Here is a 20,110-nt window from a genome sequence, read left to right on the forward strand (position 1 = left end):
GGGGGTGAATGCCGCCTGAACACCCTGTTCAGGATGGGGTCAGCCGTGATGGTTCAGTTTGCCTGTACGGCGGCTCCAACCCGGAGCGGCTGAAGGGGAGGTAAGACCATGAAACCATCCGTCCGCATCATTCTGGCGCTTGCCGCTGCAGCCGTCAGTTTGCAATCCACTCCGGCCTGGTCGTCGGCCTTTACCGCCGGCAGCATCACGGCCATCGCGCCGGACGATGCGCTCAACATCCGCAAATGGCCATCGGCGCAATCGCAGATCATCGATGCATACGAGCTCAACCGGCCGGTCAGCATGACCGGGCGCTGCAAGAACATCATCACCAATGTCTCCTTCCGGATCGACGAGGGAGGCAGTGCCGGATGGAATTACTCCCGGATGAAGAAGGCTCACGTATGGTGCCAGGTGATGACCGACGATGCCGAACTCGGCTGGGCACGGGGCAAGTACATCTGGCCAGAGTGACGCGCGACCGGCACTTCTTGCTCAGCTCACGCCTTCTGGGCCCTGATCCGGCTACGGGCCTGGTACAGGTGAACGGCAATGGCGATGACGTAGCAGCCGATCAGCATTGCAGGAAGCCCGATGGCAGGGTCGGTCGAGGCGACCGCCAGCAGGGCCGGTGTGCCAAGCGCATTGCCGATATTGCCGGTCTGGGCGATGCCGCCATTGGCCAGTGCGCGATCTTCAAGCGAGATGTTGAGTTGTGGGACAGCGGCGAAGGTCGCGCCCTGAACCAGGCCCAATGCTGCAAACAGGGCGATGAACAGCCAGACGCCCGGTCCGGTGAACAGGAAGACCAGGATCAGTGCGATGGCGATGATAAAGCCGGTGATGATCACCGTGACGGCCCTGAACGGCCCGAGAAGCAGATTGCCGAGTGTCATGGAGGAAACGATGCTGGCCATAGGCATGGCGGCGGCGGCAAAGGCGCGCTGTGATGGATCGACCATGGTCGGCAGGACCGTCAGCATCGACACGAAAGTCAGCGTGTAGAACAGCCAGCCCAGCGCGGGTGCTGCGATGAAGGGCGAGGCATAGGCCGCCACATGGCGGCGGAAGATATCTGCCGGCGATGGCCAGGGCGGGGCAGCCCGATGATCCTCGGTAGGCAGCGCGAAGGTCAGAAGCACTGCGAAGAACGCCATATAGACGGCATGGATCGCCGGCAATCCGCCCAATCCGGCGGTTTGCAGAACGAATGGCGCGGCCAGCGCAATGCCGGCAAAGGCCACGCCGAAATAGGTGCCCCACAAGGTGAGTGCCTTGGGCTGATGCCGGGGTGTCGAGAGCTGGGCGATCAGCGTCGGCGCGGAGACGACGATCGCCAGGTGGGAAACGCCCTCAAGCAGGCGGCTTGCCAGCATCCACTCGAAACCGGGAAGCATGGTCTGCCATGCGGACACGGCGGCTCCAAGATACAGCCCCGAGATCAGCAGGCGGCGAACGCCGAGCTGAATGGCAATGAGGCCTGCGACCAGTCCGAGCACCATGCCCATGACTGAGATCAGCGAGACGAGATAGCCGGAGGCTGCTCCGGTCTCTCCGTAATAGGCCTGCAGTTCGGGGAAGATGACCACGATCTTGGCAAACTGCGCCGCAGCCCCGAGACCTGCGGCCCACAGGGCCAGAACCTTGAACAGCGGTGAGCGGAGGATGGAGGACACCCGAAAGCCCGTAGACCGAACGCCGATTCGGGTAAAGCCTAAATTCTAGCCGCGGTTGCGGCGTCCGCCGCGCCTTCGTCCGGCGCCGGGTTCGATGCCGTCGGCGGCATCGGTGTCCATCGAGCGCTCGGGCAGCTTGACCACTTCCGTCAGCCGCGGGAAGGCGTCGACCTTGTTGGGGAAGGCCATGGCGTTGACGAAATGCTCCTGGAATTTCGATTCAAGCGCGGTCTCGATCTTCTCGATACGCGTCACTGTCTGTTCGATCTCGCGGCGGTGGCTGCGGTTGAGGAGCGCCATGCGGGCTCCGGTGCCTGCCGCGTTGCCGACCGCCTTGACCTTCTCCAGATCGCAATCTGGAACGAGGCCGAGGACGAGAGCGTATTTCGGATCGATGAAGGAGCCGAAGGCGCCGGCAAGCCCGATGCGGTCGACATGATCGATGCCCTGCTTGTCCATCAGCAGCTTCACGCCGGCATAGAGCGCCGCCTTTGCGAGCTGGATGGCGCGGACATCGGTCTGGGTCACCATCAGCCGCTGCTCGCCGTCACGCAGCAGGTAAGAGAAGGTGCGGCCGTTGCCGGTGATCCGCGGGCTGCGGGCTGCGAGATCGCCGTTGATGACGCCATCCTCGGTGATGATGCCGGCGAGGTACATCTCGGCGATGATCTCGATGATACCGGAGCCGCAGACGCCGGTAACGCCGACTTTCTTCGCCGCTTCGTCAAAGCCCGGTTCGTCCGACCACGGCTCGATGCCGATGACCCGGTAGCGTGGTTCGAGCGTTTCCGGATCGATGCGGATGCGCTCGATGGCGCCGGGGGCGGCGCGCTGGCCGCAGGAGATCTCCGCGCCCTCGAAGGCCGGGCCGGTGGGCGAGGAGGCAGCGACGGTGCGGGCCGAGTTGCCCAGCACGATCTCGGCATTGGTGCCGACATCGACGAGCAGCATCATCTCGTCCTGGCGGTGCGGGCCTTCGGTCAGCGTCGCTGCGGCCGCATCGGCGCCGACATGGCCTGCTATGCAGGGCAGCATGTAGACCCGGGCGCCGGGGTTGAGCGGGATGTCGATCTCGGAGGACTTGACATTGACCGCGCCGGAGACGGCCAGCGCGAAAGGTGCGCCGCCGAGCTCGGTCGGGTCGATGCCGAGAAACAGGTGATGCATGATCGGGTTGCCGACGAAGACCGCGTCGAGGATGTCGCCGCGGTCGATCTCGCCTTCCTTGCAGACCTTGTCGATCAGTCCGTTGATCGCCTCGCGCACGGCAATTGTCATGCCCTCGCGGCCTTCCGGGTTCATCATCACGTAGGAGACCCGGCTCATCAGGTCCTCGCCGAAGCGGATCTGCGGGTTGGATGTGCCGGACGAGGCCAGCGTGCGGCCCGACAAGAGCGATGAGAGATGCATGGCGATGGTGGTGGAGCCGATGTCGCAGGCGACGCCGTAGGCTTCGTTTTTCAGGCCGGGATACAGCGCGACCAGTGTCGCTGCCCCGCCATCGACGGGTTCGTGAACCGCGGCGGTGACCTTCCAGTCACCTTTTCGGAGAATCTGCTGTACCTGGCCATAAAGATAGGCGTCGATCGCAAGTCCCTTGAAGCCCCAGTCGGCCTCGATGGCCATCAGCAGCCGGTCAAGGTCGCCGAGCGGCTTGTGCATGTCGGGCTCTTCGACCTCGACATAGCACATGTGAATGGCTGGATTGCGCTCGATGACGCGCCCGTCGGAATCCTTGCGAACCACCTGCGCATTGACCACGGCATCCTGCGGGATGTCGATGACCAGATCGCCGAGGATTTTGGCCGAGCAGGACAGTCTGCGACCGGCTTTGAGGTCACGCTTTTCGGCGTAGCGCACCTCGTTTCCGCCGAAAGGCGAGATATGCTCCTTCGACGAGGTGATGCCGTGCTTGGCGAAGACGCCTTCCTGCACATCGACCTGGCAGCGCCCGCAGATGCCGCGGCCGCCGCAGACGCTCTCGACATGCACGCCCAATTGCCGCGCGGCATCGAGCACCGGCGTGTCTGTCGGGAAACGGCCGCGCTTGCCCGAGGGCATGAACAGGACGAGATGGTCGGTCATGGGTGGGTTATGCTCCACCGGCGCGGGCTGCGCGGCCGCCGCGGCGGCGTCCGCCGCCATCGCCGGAGGGGGCTGCGGACTGTGGGGCAGGGGCGGAGCCGGCGACATGCGGCTGGTAGTCCTTGTAGGTCTTGATCCAGTTCATGCAATTGGCATCGTTGCCCTTGAGCACATTGGCGGCGCGCACCATTTCCATCTCCTGCGGACGACAGGGGTTCATGATCGCCGAGGTCATGCCGGCTCCGATGACCATCGGAATGAAGCCGGCATTGATGCCGTGACGGTGGGGAAGGCCGAAGGAGATGTTGGACAGGCCGCAGGTGGTGTTGACCTTGAGCTCGTTGCGCAGCCGGTGCAGCAGCGCGAAGACCTGCTGGCCGGCGGTGCCCATGGCGCCGATCGGCATGACCAGCGGGTCGACCACGATGTCATGCGGCTTGATGCCGTAATCGGCGGCGTGCTCGACGATCTTCTTGGCAACGGCAAAGCGCACGTCGGGATCTTCGGAAATGCCGGTTTCATCGTTGGAGATGGCGACCACCGGGACGTCGTACTTCTTGCACAGCGGCAGGATGGCTTCGAGTTTTTCCAATTCGCCGGTGACCGAATTGACCAGCGGCCGGCCCTTGGCGATTTTCAGCGCGGCCTCGATTGCGGCTGTCACCGAACTGTCGATGGACAGAGGCACGTCGACCAGGCCCTGAACGATTTCCATGGTCTGCACCAGCAGTCCGGGCTCGGTCTCGTTCGGGTTGACCGAGGTGACGCCCGCATTGACGTCGAGCATGGTGGCGCCGGCTGCGACCTGTTCCAGCGCGTCCTTGATGACGGTGTCGAAATTGCCCTCGATCATCTCGGCGGCAAGCTTCTTGCGCCCTGTCGGGTTGATGCGTTCGCCGATCACACAGAAGGGCTGGTCAAAGCCGATGATCACTTCGCGGGTCGCGGAGGCAACGATGGTGCGGGTCATGTTCGATCCTTGCGGTAGTGACATAAAGAATTGTTTATGTCGTTATAGGTTATTGGTTGGAGATGCAAGCCTTCGGCTCTATTCGGATGGCTCTGTGTCACCAGCCACGCCGGCCAGTTCATGGGGCACCTGCCTGGGCTCCTCGAGGATTTCCTCCATGCGGGCGGCAACCATTTCATCGACCGGGTTGGGTTCCTTGCGCCAGGGCCTGCGCCCCTTGAGGACGCCCGATTCGTGGACGATCTCGGCCACGAATTCCTCCTGGCGGTAGGCCATGACGTGGATGCCGGAGACACCTTCGATCTCCTTGACCTCGTTGATGATGTCGATGCAGAGCTGCTTGCCTTCCTTCTTCTGGTCCTCGGCGCCTTCGAGGCGCTTGATGATCTCGTCGGGAATATGCACGCCGGGTACGTTGGAGCGCATCCATTTGGCTGTGCGCGCCGAGGCCAGCGGGCCGACGCCGCACATGATGAAGCACTCCTTGTCGAGCCCCATGTCGCGCACCTGCTGCATGTATTTTTTAAACATCGGCACGTCGTAGCAGTACTGGCTCTGAACGAACTGGGCGCCTGCAGCGATTTTCTTGGCGAGCCGGTGCGGGCGAAAATCATGCGGCGGCGCGAAGGGATTGATGGCGGCGCCGAGGAATACGGTCGGCGGGCTGGTCAGCTTGCGGCCGGACAGGAACTTCGAGTTGTCGCGCATGATGCGGATGGTTTCCAGCAGCGACATGCAGTCGAGATCGAACACCGGCTTGGCGCCGGGCTGGTCGCCGGCCTGCACGCCGTCGCCGGTCAGGCACAGGATGTTCTGCACGCCCATGGCCGAGGCGCCGAGCACGTCGCCCTGAATGGCGATGCGGTTCTTGTCGCGGCAGGAAATCTGCATGATCGGGGCATAGCCCATGCGGGTGAGCAGCGCGCAGATGCCGACCGAGGACATGTGGGCATTGGCGCCCGAGGCATCGACGGCGTTGATGCCATCGACCCAGCCGTCGAAGATGGCGGCGCGCTCATAGACATCGTGCGGATTGGCACTGTCGGGCGGGTTGAGCTCGGCGGTGACCGCGAATTCGCCGCGCCGCAGGATGCGCTCCAGCCGGCCGAGGGACGAATGGCCGGGCAGCGGTTCGAGCAGGGCGCTGGGATCAAGCGGGTTGCTGTCGGCCTGGCTCATTGTGGCATTCCCGGGTTGGCCGCGGCTTCACGTTCGGCGGCGGCGTTGGCGGTGACCCGCAACCAGGACGAGGTTTCGCGCAGCGACTGATCGACCGGTTTCTGGACGTTGAGGATGTTGTCGCGGCCTTTCATCCTGTTTGCGCCGGACCAGGCCTGAACCCAGACGCAGGGCATGTCGGGTTCGACTTCGCAGTTGCCATTGGCGCGGACGCCGCCGCAGGGGCCGTTGCGTAGCTGTTTCGGGCAGTTCATCGGGCAGGACATGCCGGTCGACGACAGCACGCACTGGCCGCACATGCGGCAATCGAAAAGGAAGCCCTTGACGTGTTTTTCGACGAACTTGACCGGCGCCTCGGCACGCTCGTAGCCGACGGCCTTCCACATCGGATGCAGCATCAGGAAGGCGTCGGCAAAGCGGGCGTAGAACCATTCCAGGAAGCGGGCGTTGCGCACCGACCAGAGCCTGATGGCAAAGCTGCGGGCCTTGCGGCCGGTGGCAGAGACGCCCGACGGCTTGTAGGACGTCGTCTGCGCCGCCTTCTTGTTGAGGCTCGCCTGTGTCGGTTTGGTCGGTTGGTCAGCCATGGCTCTCCCTGCCTCCGCCCTTGACCAGGGCCACCAGGCGCTCCTTGTCGTAGGCTGCTTCAAGCTCTGCCGCCGCCCTGTCGGCCTCGGCTTCAAGATCGTCGGAGACTTCAACCGGATCGGCCCGGCGCCATTCGGCCAGATAGTCGTCGGTCTCGGCGGCGCCGGTCCGCATGGCGCACATATCGATCGCTTCGGTGAAGCGGAGCGACAGCTCCCGCTTGGCGGTCGCGCGTCCCTTCTTGATGATCACCTGGGCGGGAATGTCACGCCAGTAGACGACGATGCGGTTGGCCATTTGAGGTCTCCTTGAAAGTTACAATGCGCATGGGAATTTTTCACAGCTTCGCTCACGACGACGTGCGGCGCATCAAAAGCGACCTGCGCGAAGATGGAGGTATTTGCGATGATGCCCGGGGTCAAACCGGGACCGTGGAAAACTACCAGATGCGCTTGGTAAGCCCTGTCGCAAGGTAGGTCCAGATCGGAGGATGAAACCGCTGGACGGATGGCAGGTCGCTTGTCACGGGCTGCAGGTTCCCATTGAGTGTGTCTTCCACCGCACGAACCACCATCTCGCGGGAGCCCGCCGCCATCGCCAGCGAATCGGTCAGCAGTGTTTCGTCCGGATGCGGTGTGAGAATGGCCTGATGAAGTGTGCCGCCGGTATCGACGCCGGCATCGACCAGGTGCACCGTGGTGCCGTAGTTTTCGTGATCGCCAGTGGCGCGGGCCCACCAGCCGCCGGCCAGGCCGCGGTACTTCGGATTGATGCCCGAGTGATAGTTGATCACCGGGCAGGGGATTGCCGCCAGCGTCGCTTTCGACAGCATGCGGCAGCCCGCGAGAAAAACCACATCGGGTTTGCGGGCGGTTATCAGCTCAAGGCAATCGCTGCCATTGGCGGAGGAAACATGGGTGACCGTAACCTCCGGTGAGAGATCGGCCCGGGCGCCGCTCAAAGCAATGATTTCACGCGTCCGTTTCCCGGCAAAGCGCTTGCCGAAACGTGAAATGACCATCGTGCCGAACTGGCCGGCGGTCTGGAGCCAGCCGATCTTGCGGGCCCTGCGCTTGAGGAAAAGGCTTTTTGATTCCGGCTGTTCGAGGACCACTTCAAGGTTCTCGAAGCGGGAGGCGAGAGCATTGACAATGACCCAGGCATAGGCGCCGCCTGCGGTGATGACGATGATTTTCTGCTGACTTGCCATGAAGATCCCACCGAGTTGAAATCGCAGGCTAGTATGGCGGGGTTAAGATCCGGCTATGCCGAATTCAATTCTGATGGCTGCGCGGATCACGGGCCATAGCCCGGAAACCCGATCTCAGAATATGTGCAGCAGAAACGCGCCGGTGGCTGTAACGACAAAGCCGGCAACAGCAAACGAGATCAAACCGGCAAGGACACCCAGAGCCAGGCAATTGCCGTCACGCTCGGTGTGGGCGACGCCGAGGATGGCGACGGCAAAGGCCGGCAACCAGTTGCCGAAGGGAATCGGCAAGACGCAAGTGACCGCCAGAAGCAGGGCAAAGATGCCGAACAGCCGTTCGCGGATCGCGCCGCCCAGAGGCCAGTTGCGTGGCCGGACCCAGTTTTCGGCACCCCGAAGCCAGGGCGAAACCTTTGTCACCATGCGCTGGAACGTGGCCCGGTCTACGGTGTAGTCGGCAAGTGCGCGGGGCAGCCAGACCTTGTGGTACCCCATCACCATCTGCCAGGCGACAAACACCATCGGCAGGCCGAGGACCATGGTCGCGCCCGGCGGCAGTGGAATCAGATTGGGAACGGCAAAGACCAGAAGGAAGGCCCCGAAAGAGCGGTCATCGAGTGCAGTGGCGATTTCGCGCATGCTCACGCGTTCACCGGCGTCGCGGGCCAGTCGTTCAAGCAGTTCGGACAGCTTTTCAGGATGCTTGTGCGAGCTTGCGGCGATGGCGGGAACGGTTGCGGCGGCGGACTGGTGACTCACTGGGAAAACCCTGGATGACGATGCATTTCATATAAGCATGGATTGCTTAAAAATTGTGGCAACAAACATCTCAATGGCAGCGCATACCGAATATTTTTCATTGGCAATTCGGGCAGGCCCGGAAGCCTTTGCGATCATAGCGGGGCAAGGGCCTTCTCAAGATCGCCATAGCCGGTAAAGCGCCGTTCGAACCGCAAGCCCAGCCGTTCAGCGGCGGCGCGCGCCTTTGCGTCAAGCTCAGGATCATCGGTCTGGGCCAGATAGAGCGCCCGCTCGTAATGGGCGAAATAGGTGTCGCGCAGCTCCGGGAAGCGGTCCAGCCCGAGCGGACGGACCAGGAATGTCTCGAAATGCCGGGCGAGAAAATCGGTGATGAAGAAGGTTGTTATCATGTCATCGCCAGCCTCTTCAAAGGCCTGGTTGCCGACATAGAACGAGAAGCAATGGGGGCCTTCGATCCGCTCGACCCCATGGCTTTCGCACACCTTGTCGAGTTCGCCGCCGGTTCCGCAGTCGGCATAACCGATGAAAATGTGTTCGAACCCTTCCTCGCGCGCCTTGCGGATGGCCTGATCAACCGCCGGTGCGATGCGATCCGGATAATGATGATAATTGGCATCGATGCATTTGAGGTCGACATGGTCTTGACCGAGCTGCCGGTTGACCGCCAGGACTTCGCGGCCAATCATGCCACAGGCGATGACCCGTACCCGTTTGCCTTGCGGGGTGCCTGGATCATTGGGGCTTCGGTCTGATTCGGTATGTCCGGTCATGATGGTGCCTTTCGCCTGGGCAAGGAGCCGCCACCCAACTGGCTGTTGCAGAACCGGCGCGCCAAGGTGTCCGGGGATCGAAGTTCCCGGCAATTCGGCCCGAACCTAAGCTTCGGATGCGGCATGGACAAGTCGTGCGGGACGGAGCGTGCCACATGCGGTGAACGGACGTGCACTCGTCTCGCCGGCTTCAGCCAGGCAATGCGATCCGCCAGTTCAAGCCAGGCAATGCGATCCGCCAGTTCACCGCTTCATTCGTCCAGAGCCTGAGGCAGAGCGCGTTCAGGCGCCTGCCGCAAGCCGGTTGTGCCGGCGCTTGATCAGTTCCTTGGCTGTTTCCACCGCGACAGCGGCATCGCGGCAATAGGCATCGGCACCAACGGCCTTGCCGAACTCCTCGTTGAGCGGCGCGCCGCCGACCAGAACGATGAAATCGTCGCGGATACCCTTTTCCTTCATGGTGTCGATGACGACCTTCATGTAGGGCATGGTGGTGGTCAGCAGGGCGGACATGCCGAGAATGTCGGGCTGTTCGCGCTCGATGGCCTCGATGTAGTTTTCCACCGGGTTGTTGATGCCCAGGTCGATAACATCGAAGCCTGCGCCTTCCATCATCATGCCGACAAGGTTCTTGCCGATGTCGTGAATGTCGCCCTTGACGGTACCGATGACCATCTTGCCGAGCTTGGGAGCGCCGGTTTCCACGAGCAGCGGGCGCAGGATGAACATGCCGGCCTTCATCGCGTTGGCGCTCATCAGCACTTCCGGAACGAAAAGGATGCCGTCGCGAAAATCTTCGCCGACAATGCGCATGCCTTCAACGAGAGCCTCGGTGAGGACGTCGTAAGGAGTCCAGCCGCGACCGAGCAGGATGTTGGTGCCTTCCTCGATTTCTTCCTTGAGCCCGTCATACAGATCGTCATGCATCTGCTGGACAAGTTCATCATCAGAGAGTTCGGACAGGATGATTTCTTCGTCAGACATCGGATTCTCCCTTGAATGCACCTGTCAGGTGGTTCGACGCACCGGACCCATCGTGCATAGCGATATAGGTGATTGTTTGCAAAAAGTTCCTTGAAAGCGACGCGCATATCGGAAAAAGCGACGGGATGCCGTTTCCGCGGTATTCCGTTGTGCGCCCGATATTCCTGCTGCGCCAAGGCTTGGCGCTTTGAGGAATGTGCCGGGCATGGTTTTGGCTAGCATGGGATAACCGGCGTGATGGTGCGCCGTTCAAAAACAAGCAGGCATTCGATGGCTCATCCAGATACGCTCTCCACCCCTGAACTGGTTCAAGATGCAGCACCCGAGGCGGGTGGCGGACGGCGCGGCAGGGGCGCTGCAGCGCGGCGTGCGCAACGATCGGGCGGCGGCCCCGGTCAGTCGATGCCGTTCATTCTGCGAAAGCTCGGCAACTACGAAGTGCTGGACGAGGAAGGGCTCAGCCTGATCGAGCGCAATGCCGACACCGTGCTCGAGGAAATCGGCATCGAGTTCCGTGATGACGCAGAAGCCATTGCGCTGTGGCGCGAGGCAGGCGCCGACATCAAGGGCGAGCGGGTGCGCTTTCCCAAGGGACTGTGCCGCGAATTGCTCAAGACAGCACCGGAGGTGTTCACCCAGCATGCCCGCAATCCGGCGCGTTCGGTGCAGATCGGCGGCAAGGCCACCGTGTTCGCCCCGGTTTACGGCCCGCCCTTCGTGCGCGATCTCGATGGCGAGCGGCGTTATGCCACGATCGAGGATTTTCGCAATTTCGTGAAGCTCGCCTACATGGCGCCGGCCCTGCACCATTCGGGCGGTACGGTCTGCGAGCCGGTCGACGTGCCCGTCAACAAGCGCCATTTCGACATGGTATACAGCCACATGAAGTACAGCGACAAGCCGTTCATGGGCTCGGTGACCGCGCCGGAGCGGGCTGAAGACACGATCGAGATGTGCAAGATCCTGTTCGGCGCGGAGTTTGTCGACCAGAACTGCGTGACCCTCAACCTGATCAACGCCAACTCGCCGATGGTGTTTGACGAGACCATGCTTGGCGCACTGAAGGTCTATGCGCGCAATAATCAGGCTTGCGTGGTCTCGCCGTTCATTCTCGCCGGCGCGATGAGCCCGGTGACGGTGGCGGGTACGCTGACGCAGATCCTGGCCGAAGTGCTGGCGGGAGCTGCGTTCACTCAGTTGATTCGTCCCGGCGCGCCGGTTCTGTTCGGCACGTTTGCCGCCTCGATCTCGATGCAGTCGGGAGCGCCCACATTCGGCACGCCGGAGCCTGCGCTGGTGTCCTATGGGGCAGCACAGCTGGCGCGACGCCTGAAGATCCCGTTCCGCACCGGCGGATCGCTGTGCGGCTCGAAGGTGCCGGACGCACAGGCAGCACACGAGAGCGCATCGACGCTGAACATGACGCTTCTGGCAGGCACCAATTTTGCGCTGCATTCTGCCGGATGGCTCGAGGGCGGACTTGTCTCCTCCTACGAGAAGTTCATGATCGATGTCGACCAGCTCGGCATGCAGCAACGGTTCGCTGAAGGCGTCGACCTTTCGGAAACCGGCCAGGCTATGGACGCCATTGCCGAAGTCGGGCCCGGCAACCACTATCTCGGCTGCGCCCATACCCAGGCCAATTTCCAGCAGGCGTTCTACCGTTCGTCGCTGGCCGACAACAATTCCTACGAGCAGTGGCTCGCTGAAGGCGAAAAGCGCATCGAGGAACGCGCCCGCGCGCTGTGCCGCTCATGGCTTGACGGCTACGTGGCGCCAGAGCTCGATCCCGCGATCGACGAGGCGCTGCTGGCCTATATCACCGGCCGCAAGGAATCGATGCCCGACGCTTTCACCTGAACACAGCCCGCTAAAGCCAGGGAGACAGGCGGACAGGACAAGGTTACCAGCCTCATTCACAAGGAGGTCTGGCGATCTGCGTTCAAGGATGGGGGGACTGGTGGCTGACGCTGACCCGGTCTCCGCCATTGCGGCGGCGTTGGAGCCGAGCGGTCTTGTGCCGCGCGGGTGGTTTGTGACCGAACCGGGCTTGGCACCATTGCTGTCAGATGGAGCATCCGCCCGAGCCATCTGTCTGGTCGGCCATTTCGGCGGCGGTTTCTGGCCGGTCTTCAAGGCATGGTGGCAGAACCACCCGGGGCTCTCCGAGCCGCTAGACAGTTGGTCCCGGGCGGTGATCGATCCGGTTACGGCAACGCTCGGCTGCGAGGCCGTCTATCCTTCGGATCGGCCGTGGTATCCGTTCCAGCAATGGGCGATGGCCGCCGAAGGGCTAAAGGCGTCGCCGCTGGGCATGCTCGTTCATCCCGAATTCGGGCTTTGGCACGGCTATCGCGGGGCGATGCTCATGGATGAGTTTGCGCTTGAGCGGCTGGGTAACCGGGCACCGAGCGGTCCACCGGTGGCTATGCATCCCTGCGAGGGATGCGCGGAGAAGCCTTGCCTTTCTGCCTGCCCGGTAAACGCCTTCACCGGAAGCGGGTTTGCCGCCGCGGATTGCCGGAGGTTTCTGGCTTCCGAAGCAGGGTTGAGCACCTGCATGGACGTGGGCTGCCAGGCGCGGGATGCATGTCCCGTGGGGCGAAGGCATCGCTACAGCGCCGACCAGGTGCGGTTTCATATGGCGGCATTCGGCGGCTAAGGCATTTCCGGTGAGGCCAGAAGCGCTGGAGAAGCTCTATCCTGTTGCAATTCACACTTCCGGAAACAAAACCGGTTTCTTCCTGCGCCGGAACGGCCTTGGGAATCAGCCCCGGCGGCCGCGGCGTTCGCGGGTGGGCGCGGGATTGTCGGTGGCGACCGTGTTGCGCATCGGGCCGATGCGGTCGACGATGGTGTCCACCGTCGGGCGCTGGGCCTTGATGTGGCTGTCGACGGCTTCGCGCATGGCGCGCAGGTGGTCACAGGAGGTGCCGCAGCAACCGCCGATGATGCGCGCGCCGGCATCCACTGCCAGCCGGGCGTAGTCGGCCATCAGTGGCGGCGTGCCGGAGTAATGGATCTCGGTGCCCTTGAATTCCGGGATGCCGCAATTGCCCTTGACCACAACGATGGCTTCCGGATTGGCAGCGGTCATGTCGAGCAGCGACGACAGGATGTCGGATGCGCCGACACCGCAATTGGCGCCGACGGCAACAGGGCCTTCGCCGATATCGCTGGCGATGGAATGGATATCGCGCGGATGGACACCCATCATGGTCTTGCCGGCGGTGTCGAAGGAGCCGGTATAGACGTAGGGCAGGCCGCAGCGCACGGCGGCTTCCGCGGCCGCGCGGATCTCGTCCCTGGCCGACATGGTTTCGATCCAGACGATGTCGATACCCCCGGCTTTCAGCCCCTCAATCTGCTCGACGAAGGATTCGACCGCGGATTCGTAGGTCATGGCACCCAAGGGCACCAGCAGATCACCGGTCGGGCCGACTGAGCCGGCGACGATGACCTTGCGCGGCGCCTTGTCGGCGACAGCGCGGGCGATCTCGGCCGCCTTCTTGTTGAGGGCAAAGACCCGGTCGTCGGCGTGGTGAAGCTTGAGGCGGTTGCGGGTGCCGCCGAAACTGTTGGTCAGGATGATGTCGGACCCGGCATCAACGAAATCCTGATGCAGCTTGGTGATCTTCTCCGGCGCCGATTCCAGCCACAACTCGGGCGCTTCGCCGGATTCCAGTCCCATGGCAAACAGGTTGGTTCCGGTGGCGCCGTCGGCGAGCAGCACGCCTTTTTCGGACAGCAGGTCGGCAAGCGGGTTGGAAGCGGACATTCAGGTCTCCTGTAAAGTTGCATATCGTATAAAGATATCTTTATGTCATTGCAATAGACGCGTGCCTCCTGAAACGAAAAACCCGCAGGCACTTGTCTGCCTGCGGGTTCAAGTCTTTGCGCCGTCGTCTGCCAGAAAGGCGTTTGGTGCTCAGGCGGCGGTCTCGTGATCGACCGGCGTGACCATGGCCGAGATGACTTCCTGGATGTCCAGGGCGCCGATCGGCTTGCCATCAGCGTCTGTGACATGGGCAAAGGAGGCATTGCTGTCGGTCATTTTCTTGGCAGAAACTTCCAGCACCGTGCCGGACCTGATCGGCATGCCCTGAGGCTCGCCCGAAAGCGGGGTCATGACCATATCGACAGAGATCACCCGGCCGCGATTGACCTCGCGGACGAAGCTCGAGATGTACTCGTCTGCCGGACGCAGCACGATTTCCTGCTTGGTGCCCTGCTGCACCACTTCGCCATCGCGCAGGATGGCAATCCGGTCGCCCAGGCGAAGCGCTTCATCCAGATCATGGGTGATGAAGACCACGGTCTTCCGGATTTCCTTCTGCAGATCGAGCAGAACAGACTGCATGTCCATGCGGATCAGCGGATCGAGGGCCGAGAAGGCCTCGTCCATCAACAGGATCGGCGCGTCATTGGTCAGCGCGCGGGCAAGGCCGACGCGCTGCTGCATGCCGCCGGACAGCTGGTTGGGATAGTTGTCCTCAAAGCCATCGAGGCCGACGCGGGAGATCCAGCGGCGGGCATGCTTTTCCTGTTCCTCACGCGGGACGCCCTGGATTTCCAGGCCGTAGACCGTGTTCTCGAGCACCGTGCGATGCGGCAGAAGCGCAAACTTCTGGAACACCATGGCGGTCCGGTGGCGGCGGAACTCGCGCAGTTCCGTCTCGTTCATCTTGACCACATCCTCGTCGCCGACGATGACCTCGCCGGCTGTCGGATCGATCAGCCGGTTGATGTGGCGGATCAGTGTCGACTTGCCCGAGCCCGACAGGCCCATGACGACCTGGATGCTGCCGCCGGGCATGTCGATGTTGATGTCCTTGAGACCGAGCACATGATTGTGCTTCTCGTTGAGCTCGGTCTTCGTCATGCCGCCCTTGACGGCATCGATGTAGGCTTCCGGATTCGATCCGAAAATCTTGTAGAGATTCTTGATCGAGATGCCGATCCCGGTGTGTTGCTCAGCCATGGACCACCTCCGTATGGCGCTGAAGCCGCTGGCCATAGGCCTGGCTGGCACGGTCGAAGATGATGGCAACGCCGACGATCGCGAGACCGTTGAGGACACCGAGTGTGAAGTACTGGTTGTTGATGGCCCGGAGCACCTGCTGGCCCAGACCCTGAACGCCAACCATCGAGGCGACGACGACCATGGCGAGTGCCATCATGATGGTCTGGTTGATGCCGGCCATGATGGTCGGCAGAGCCAGCGGCATCTGGACATTCTTGAGCCGCTGCCAGCTCGATGAGCCAAAGGCGTCGGCGGCTTCAAGCACATCCTTGTCGACCAGGCGAATGCCCAGATTGGTCAGACGGATAATCGGCGGGATGGCATAGATGATAACGGCGATCAGGCCTGGAACCTTGCCGATTCCGAAGAGCATGATCACCGGGATGAGATAGACGAAACTCGGCATGGTCTGCATGATGTCGAGAATGGGGTTGACGACGCTCTGAACGCGGTTCGAACGCGACATTCCAATGCCGATCGGTATGCCGAAAATGATGGCCAGGACGGTTGCCACGAAGGTCATCGCGATCGTCTTCATGGTGTCTTCCCACATGCCGAACAGACCGATGACGATGAGCACGACGACCGAGCTCAGCGTGATCTTCCAGGAACGGCTGGCAATCCAGACCAGAACGGCAACGATGCCGAGGATCAGCGGCCAGGGCATGTCGGTCATGAAATTCTCGGAATTGATCAGAAACCATTTGACCGGTTCAAACAGCAGTTCGATCGACTCTCCATACGCACGGGTAAAATCGCGAAATGCGCCATCCACCGTCAGGCGTATGTTGCGCAAGGTACTTGTTCCCAGGTCGGGAAACTCAGTCAGCCATTCCATTGGCCCACCCCCTGTCATTTCTTTTCATTGGTCTTGCCGGCGCGCGCGTGGCCGGAAAAGGAAGGGGCGGTCTGAAACCGCCCCTTGGATATTCAAAGGATCAAAGGGCTGCCTTGATCTTTTCCGCCACTTCAGGCGAAACCCACTTGCCCCAGATGTCTTCCCGGTTTTCCAGGAAGTAGTAGGCGGTGTCTTCACCTGTTGCCTGGTTCTTGTCCTTCCAGGCCAGCAGCGAGTTGACGGTCTCGTTGGACCAGGCGCGGCTCTTGAGATAATCGATCGCAGGACCAGCACGCTTGGCAAAGTCGTCGGTCACCACGGTGTAGACTTCCGACTTGGGCCAGGCGTTCTTTTCTGGATCGGGGCATTCGGCGTCGACGATGCAGCTGTCCCATGCGTCCTTGTCGAATTCGGCGTTGAAGCCGAGCAGGGTCATCGGATAGTTGCCGAGAATGGCGGTCGGTGCCCAGTAGTAACCGAGCCATCCTTCTTCCTTGCCGTAGGCGTTGGCGATCGAGCCATCGAGGCCTGCTGCCGAACCGGAGTCAACCAGGACAAAGCCTTTTTCCTCGGCGTCGTGTGCGCGGAAGAAGTTGGCGGTCGTGATCTGGCAGTTCCATCCCGACGGGCAGTTGTAGACGGCGCCCTTGGAGGCGTCTTCCGGAGCCGGGAAGAGATCGGGACGGGCAAGCGCGTCATCAATGGTCTTGATGTCGGGGTTGGCGTCAGCGATGTATTTGGGGATCCACCAGCCTTCAACGCCGCCATCCGACAGCGATTCCGCTGCATAGACCAGGCGGCCTTCCTCGACAGCCTTGTCGAGCGGCTCGCGGACCGCGTTGATCCAGGCTTCGGGGGCGACGTCAGGCTCACCCTTTTCCATCATCGAGGTCAGTGTCGGCATGGTGTCGCCCGGAACGAGCTCTACGTCACAACCGTAACCTTCAGTGAGGATCACGTTGTCGATGTTGGCGAGAACTTCGGCGGATGCCCAGTTCATGTTGGCCACGGTCACACGGCCGCATTCGCCATGAGATGCAGCCTGAGCAACGCCAGCAAAGCCCATGAGGCCAGCGGCAAGGACGGTGGAAGCGAGAAGCTTCTTCATATGTAAGACCTCCCAGTCTTATTTGGTGCAGTGGTTGTTCCAAAGCTCGACAGGCCCGGTCACTGCTTTTTACCGGGAGCCGATGGAATTGAAGGCATGTCACATCATGGCCGTCACGACCAATCCAAGCGTCATCAAGACGCAAGAAGCGACCTCAACCGACGCAAAAGTGCCCGCGGAACTCTGTCGCGGGCGGGCGGTCGTTTGAATTACCGTTTTTCAGGGTAAGGACTTGGCAGCAGAAATCAACCGTAGCTTTGAGAATTCGTCATTGGCGCCGCAGATGCTGGCAGGTCACGCTGTCCGCTCCGGCCAGTTCAAATAAATTGCCGGATTCACCAATGCTTAGGGTTTCAATAACTCTCCGGTAACGATGTCCGGGTTAAACCTGTTCGCACGGCGGGGGACAACCGCCGACCATCCCGGATCAGGTATTGCGTACCGGGATGTCGCGAACCTCGCGCGTTTTTGTGAGGTCGCCAGTGTATTTTGGCAGGCCGTCGGGATCGCAAGGTCCCGGCGGCCTTCGCTATTGCGCTTCGATCAGATCAGTGGGCCGGCAAAGAAAAGGCCGGGCGTGTGCCGCCCGGCCCAGATCTGTTTCAATCGCTCCAGCGCGGTGTCCGCGCAGTCCGCTCAGCCTGCAGAGAGGGTGCGGACGAAATTCCTCAGACCGCCGAAGCGGGGTTTTTCGTTGGTCTTCTGGACCGGCAGCACGTTGTTCCAGGCGATCTGGACGGTGTCGGCGTTATTGAATACGTACAGCATGGTGGTGTCCTTCCAGCCTTTGGTTTCCCTGCGGTTCATGGCGTGAACCATCTGACGCTGCTCTATGCCTATCATGGCTGCCGGGATGCATTGTTCCCGTCACCGCATGTCGCAATTCAGATGTCGCTCAAAGAAAATCCGGCCTGTGTGAAATGACAGTAAATCGAAGGTGAAAAGGCAACTGGCAAAAGGCCTTTTGATCCGCCTTCCGCAGTGCTATCGACGGCTCCATGACAAGGGCGTTGATGTTTCAGGGAACAGGGTCGGATGTCGGCAAGACAGTCCTGGTGGCGGGCTTCTGCCGGCTGGCGGCCAATCGCGGACTGAAGGTGATGCCTTTCAAACCACAGAACATGTCCAACAATGCCGCTGTGGCCGACGACGGCGGCGAAATCGGGCGGGCGCAATGGCTGCAGGCGCTGGCCTGCCGGGTTCCGGCCAGCGTGCACATGAACCCGGTGCTGCTCAAGCCGCAGTCGGAGACCGGATCGCAGGTGGTTGTTCAGGGCAAGGTTTTTGGCCATGCCCGGGGGCGCGATTACCAGAAACTCAAGCCCCAGCTGATGGCTGCTGTGATGGACAGTTTCAGCCGGATCGCAGATCAGGCAGACCTTGTGCTGGTCGAGGGCGCGGGGTCTCCCGCGGAAATCAACCTGCGTTCCGGCGACATAGCCAACATGGGATTTGCGACATTGGCCGGAGTGCCGGTCGTGCTGGTGGGCGACATTGACCGAGGCGGGGTGATCGCATCGATTGTCGGCACGCACACGATCCTGCCCGACGAGGACCGGTCGACGATCTCAGGCTACCTGATCAACAAGTTTCGCGGCGATGTCAGCCTGTTCGACGATGGCATCTCAGCCATCGAGGGTTTCACCGGCTGGTCCTGCCTGGGTGTCGTTCCCTGGCTCAAGGCGGCAAACCGGCTGCCAGCCGAGGATTCGGTAGCACTCGAACGGCTGGTCCAGGGACGGGCGGGCTTACTCAAGATTGCGATACCTGTGCTTTCCCGGATTGCGAACTTCGATGATTTCGATCCGCTCAGAGCCGAGCCGGAGGTGGATCTGGTGTTTGTCCGCCCTGGCGAACGCCTGCCCGGGGATGCCGGACTGGTGATCCTGCCGGGCTCGAAGTCGACGATTTCCGATCTCGCCGATTTCCGCCGGCAGGGCTGGGATGAGGATCTGCGGGCGCATCACCGGCGCGGCGGGCGGATCATAGGCATCTGCGGGGGCTACCAGATGCTGGGTCGGACTGTGAGCGATCCCCTGGGGATTGAAGGGGGCGCGCCTGTCGCCGAGGGGCTTGGCCTGCTCGACATCGAGACCGTGATGGCGCCCGAAAAGACCGTGCGCAACATCGCCGCGCGTTCGGCGGAATGGGACTTGCCGCTCGAAGGCTACGAGATCCATCTGGGCATCAGCCGCGGGCCGGATTGCGTTCGCCCTATGACCACTCTCGATGGGCGCCCGGACGGAGCCGTCTCTGCTGACGGCAAGGTGTCGGGAACCTATCTGCATGGATTGTTCGGGGCGGATGCCTATCGTGCCAGGCTGCTGGCCGAGTTCGGCATTCGCGGAGGCCAGACCAGTTTCAGGGCCGATGTCGATGCGGCGCTGGATGAAATCGCCGAAGAACTTGACCGGCTTGTCGGCTTCGAGCGGCTGATGCAGGCCTCGGTGCAGATCCGTCGCTGAGGGGACGATCCAGGACGCGGCTGCGATTGACAGTCAGGCGCGCCGCCCCTATCAGTTAAACCTCGAATGGTTCCAGAAAACCAACCTGGTTTTCCGGATCAAAAGGGAATGCGACGGGATGGACCCAATCCGGGCATCTTTATCGCAGCCGACCCCGCGACTGTAGAGCGGCAAGGCAAATGTCACCGGCCCGGGAGGCCCGGATGACGGGGGACAATGGTGTTTTCCGCAAATCCGAAACTCCGGACCGGGCTGGCCACTGGCGTGGCGGCATGATCAACCGGCGTGGACGCCTCTTTTTCTACGAATCGTCCCGCTTTCATGACCGCCAGACGCGCCGGGAAGGTGGGCATTTGCCGTTGCGCGATGGAAACATCGTGCTGGACCCGCGAGCCAGGAGACCTGCCATTCGCACCGGTTGAGAGCCGGACCTTTGGGAGAGGTATGCTCCC

Annotated in this window: 19 protein-coding genes and 1 riboswitch; of the genes, 4 read left to right on the forward strand and 15 right to left on the reverse strand. The window is 61.9% G+C overall.

Annotated features, from left to right (window positions below; translation table 11 throughout):
* Nucleotides 1-108: 108 nt before the first annotated feature.
* A complete protein-coding gene (locus tag GTW23_RS04490) occupies nucleotides 109-474 on the forward strand; it encodes a hypothetical protein (protein WP_252914790.1) in 366 nt (121 codons plus the stop codon).
* A 26-nt stretch (nucleotides 475-500) separates the two neighbouring features.
* On the opposite strand, the gene GTW23_RS04495 is transcribed toward GTW23_RS04490, so the two are convergent.
* The 10 genes from GTW23_RS04495 to GTW23_RS04540 all read right to left on the reverse strand — a co-directional run bounded on the left by GTW23_RS04495 (nucleotide 501) and on the right by GTW23_RS04540 (nucleotide 10,224).
* Entirely contained in the window at nucleotides 501-1,676 is a 1,176-nt protein-coding gene (locus tag GTW23_RS04495; protein ID WP_252914791.1) for an MFS transporter, read from the reverse strand.
* 45 nt (nucleotides 1,677-1,721) lie between these two features.
* Nucleotides 1,722-3,761, reverse strand: a complete 2,040-nt coding sequence (locus GTW23_RS04500) for an ASKHA domain-containing protein (protein ID WP_252914792.1) — start codon at nucleotides 3,759-3,761, stop codon at nucleotides 1,722-1,724.
* A 7-nt stretch (nucleotides 3,762-3,768) separates the two neighbouring features.
* A complete protein-coding gene (locus tag GTW23_RS04505; protein ID WP_252914793.1) occupies nucleotides 3,769-4,731 on the reverse strand; it encodes a methyltetrahydrofolate cobalamin methyltransferase in 963 nt (320 codons plus the stop codon).
* A 78-nt stretch (nucleotides 4,732-4,809) separates the two neighbouring features.
* Nucleotides 4,810-5,910: a methylenetetrahydrofolate reductase gene (locus GTW23_RS04510; RefSeq protein WP_152007979.1), complete on the reverse strand. Its 1,101-nt coding sequence runs from the start codon at nucleotides 5,908-5,910 to the stop codon at nucleotides 4,810-4,812.
* The gene (locus GTW23_RS04515; RefSeq protein WP_152007980.1) at nucleotides 5,907-6,497 is read right to left on the reverse strand and encodes a methylenetetrahydrofolate reductase C-terminal domain-containing protein; all 591 of its coding nucleotides are present in this window, start codon (nucleotides 6,495-6,497) and stop codon (nucleotides 5,907-5,909) included. The genes GTW23_RS04510 and GTW23_RS04515 overlap by 4 nt, the downstream gene beginning before the upstream one ends.
* On the reverse strand, nucleotides 6,490-6,795 hold the full coding sequence (locus tag GTW23_RS04520) for a virulence factor (protein WP_252914794.1): 306 nt from the start codon (nucleotides 6,793-6,795) through the stop codon (nucleotides 6,490-6,492). Before GTW23_RS04520 ends, GTW23_RS04515 begins: the two co-directional genes overlap by 8 nt.
* 142 nt (nucleotides 6,796-6,937) lie before the next feature.
* On the reverse strand, nucleotides 6,938-7,708 hold the full coding sequence (locus tag GTW23_RS04525; RefSeq protein WP_252914795.1) for a formyl transferase: 771 nt from the start codon (nucleotides 7,706-7,708) through the stop codon (nucleotides 6,938-6,940).
* 114 nt (nucleotides 7,709-7,822) lie between these two features.
* Nucleotides 7,823-8,467 (reverse strand): exopolysaccharide biosynthesis protein, encoded by a 645-nt coding sequence (locus GTW23_RS04530; RefSeq protein WP_152007983.1) that lies wholly within the window; start codon nucleotides 8,465-8,467, stop codon nucleotides 7,823-7,825.
* Nucleotides 8,468-8,601: 134 nt separating this feature from the next.
* Nucleotides 8,602-9,240 carry a DUF1638 domain-containing protein gene (locus GTW23_RS04535; RefSeq protein ID WP_152007984.1) on the reverse strand — a complete coding sequence of 213 codons (639 nt, stop codon included), beginning with the start codon at nucleotides 9,238-9,240 and terminating at the stop codon, nucleotides 8,602-8,604.
* 282 nt (nucleotides 9,241-9,522) lie between these two features.
* Nucleotides 9,523-10,224, reverse strand: coding sequence for a corrinoid protein (locus tag GTW23_RS04540; protein ID WP_152007985.1), 702 nt, complete (start codon nucleotides 10,222-10,224; stop codon nucleotides 9,523-9,525).
* A gap of 270 nt (nucleotides 10,225-10,494) precedes the next feature.
* Here GTW23_RS04540 and GTW23_RS04545 point away from each other — a divergent pair, with 270 nt between their 5' ends.
* Nucleotides 10,495-12,084 (forward strand): trimethylamine methyltransferase family protein, encoded by a 1,590-nt coding sequence (locus tag GTW23_RS04545; protein ID WP_152007986.1) that lies wholly within the window; start codon nucleotides 10,495-10,497, stop codon nucleotides 12,082-12,084.
* An 88-nt stretch (nucleotides 12,085-12,172) separates the two neighbouring features.
* Entirely contained in the window at nucleotides 12,173-12,886 is a 714-nt protein-coding gene (locus tag GTW23_RS04550; protein WP_252914796.1) for a ferredoxin, read from the forward strand.
* A 105-nt stretch (nucleotides 12,887-12,991) separates the two neighbouring features.
* Here the strand turns inward: GTW23_RS04550 and bmt are convergent, their stop codons facing one another.
* The 5 genes from bmt to GTW23_RS04575 all read right to left on the reverse strand — a co-directional run bounded on the left by bmt (nucleotide 12,992) and on the right by GTW23_RS04575 (nucleotide 18,000).
* The gene (gene bmt / locus GTW23_RS04555; RefSeq protein ID WP_152007988.1) at nucleotides 12,992-14,002 is read right to left on the reverse strand and encodes a betaine--homocysteine S-methyltransferase; all 1,011 of its coding nucleotides are present in this window, start codon (nucleotides 14,000-14,002) and stop codon (nucleotides 12,992-12,994) included.
* A gap of 150 nt (nucleotides 14,003-14,152) precedes the next feature.
* Complete coding sequence (locus GTW23_RS04560; protein WP_252914797.1) at nucleotides 14,153-15,205, reverse strand: quaternary amine ABC transporter ATP-binding protein; 1,053 nt, start codon at nucleotides 15,203-15,205, stop codon at nucleotides 14,153-14,155.
* The gene (locus tag GTW23_RS04565; RefSeq protein ID WP_152007990.1) at nucleotides 15,198-16,085 is read right to left on the reverse strand and encodes an ABC transporter permease; all 888 of its coding nucleotides are present in this window, start codon (nucleotides 16,083-16,085) and stop codon (nucleotides 15,198-15,200) included. The genes GTW23_RS04560 and GTW23_RS04565 overlap by 8 nt, the downstream gene beginning before the upstream one ends.
* Nucleotides 16,086-16,185: 100 nt before the next feature.
* Nucleotides 16,186-17,193 (reverse strand): ABC transporter substrate-binding protein, encoded by a 1,008-nt coding sequence (locus GTW23_RS04570; RefSeq protein ID WP_152007991.1) that lies wholly within the window; start codon nucleotides 17,191-17,193, stop codon nucleotides 16,186-16,188.
* Between the two features lie 636 nt (nucleotides 17,194-17,829).
* Complete coding sequence (locus GTW23_RS04575) at nucleotides 17,830-18,000, reverse strand: hypothetical protein (protein ID WP_252914798.1); 171 nt, start codon at nucleotides 17,998-18,000, stop codon at nucleotides 17,830-17,832.
* A 191-nt stretch (nucleotides 18,001-18,191) separates the two neighbouring features.
* On the opposite strand from GTW23_RS04575, the gene GTW23_RS04580 reads away from it, so the two are divergent.
* Nucleotides 18,192-19,658: a cobyric acid synthase gene (locus tag GTW23_RS04580; RefSeq protein WP_252914799.1), complete on the forward strand. Its 1,467-nt coding sequence runs from the start codon at nucleotides 18,192-18,194 to the stop codon at nucleotides 19,656-19,658.
* A gap of 50 nt (nucleotides 19,659-19,708) precedes the next feature.
* Nucleotides 19,709-20,082, forward strand: a riboswitch (cobalamin riboswitch).
* Nucleotides 20,083-20,110 lie beyond the last annotated feature (28 nt).

Origin of the sequence: Parahoeflea alexandrii (assembly GCF_024105735.1) — a bacterium.
Lineage (GTDB): Bacteria > Pseudomonadota > Alphaproteobacteria > Rhizobiales > Rhizobiaceae > Hoeflea > Hoeflea alexandrii.

Bases quoted from the DNA above. Each gene is read 5' to 3' on its own strand.
- GTW23_RS04490 (WP_252914790.1), top strand. From the start codon at position 109: ATGAAACCATCCGTCCGCATCATTCTGGCGCTTGCCGCTGCAGCCGTC.
- GTW23_RS04570 (WP_152007991.1), bottom strand. From the start codon at position 17,193: ATGAAGAAGCTTCTCGCTTCCACCGTCCTTGCCGCTGGCCTCATGGGC.
- bmt (WP_152007988.1), bottom strand. From the start codon at position 14,002: ATGTCCGCTTCCAACCCGCTTGCCGACCTGCTGTCCGAAAAAGGCGTG.
- GTW23_RS04535 (WP_152007984.1), bottom strand. From the start codon at position 9,240: ATGACCGGACATACCGAATCAGACCGAAGCCCCAATGATCCAGGCACC.
- GTW23_RS04580 (WP_252914799.1), top strand. From the start codon at position 18,192: ATGACAAGGGCGTTGATGTTTCAGGGAACAGGGTCGGATGTCGGCAAG.
- GTW23_RS04540 (WP_152007985.1), bottom strand. From the start codon at position 10,224: ATGTCTGACGAAGAAATCATCCTGTCCGAACTCTCTGATGATGAACTT.
- GTW23_RS04505 (WP_252914793.1), bottom strand. From the start codon at position 4,731: ATGACCCGCACCATCGTTGCCTCCGCGACCCGCGAAGTGATCATCGGC.
- GTW23_RS04575 (WP_252914798.1), bottom strand. From the start codon at position 18,000: ATGAACCGCAGGGAAACCAAAGGCTGGAAGGACACCACCATGCTGTAC.
- GTW23_RS04525 (WP_252914795.1), bottom strand. From the start codon at position 7,708: ATGGCAAGTCAGCAGAAAATCATCGTCATCACCGCAGGCGGCGCCTAT.
- GTW23_RS04510 (WP_152007979.1), bottom strand. From the start codon at position 5,910: ATGAGCCAGGCCGACAGCAACCCGCTTGATCCCAGCGCCCTGCTCGAA.
- GTW23_RS04560 (WP_252914797.1), bottom strand. From the start codon at position 15,205: ATGGCTGAGCAACACACCGGGATCGGCATCTCGATCAAGAATCTCTAC.
- GTW23_RS04545 (WP_152007986.1), top strand. From the start codon at position 10,495: ATGGCTCATCCAGATACGCTCTCCACCCCTGAACTGGTTCAAGATGCA.
- GTW23_RS04500 (WP_252914792.1), bottom strand. From the start codon at position 3,761: ATGACCGACCATCTCGTCCTGTTCATGCCCTCGGGCAAGCGCGGCCGT.
- GTW23_RS04520 (WP_252914794.1), bottom strand. From the start codon at position 6,795: ATGGCCAACCGCATCGTCGTCTACTGGCGTGACATTCCCGCCCAGGTG.
- GTW23_RS04515 (WP_152007980.1), bottom strand. From the start codon at position 6,497: ATGGCTGACCAACCGACCAAACCGACACAGGCGAGCCTCAACAAGAAG.
- GTW23_RS04565 (WP_152007990.1), bottom strand. From the start codon at position 16,085: ATGGAATGGCTGACTGAGTTTCCCGACCTGGGAACAAGTACCTTGCGC.
- GTW23_RS04550 (WP_252914796.1), top strand. From the start codon at position 12,173: ATGGGGGGACTGGTGGCTGACGCTGACCCGGTCTCCGCCATTGCGGCG.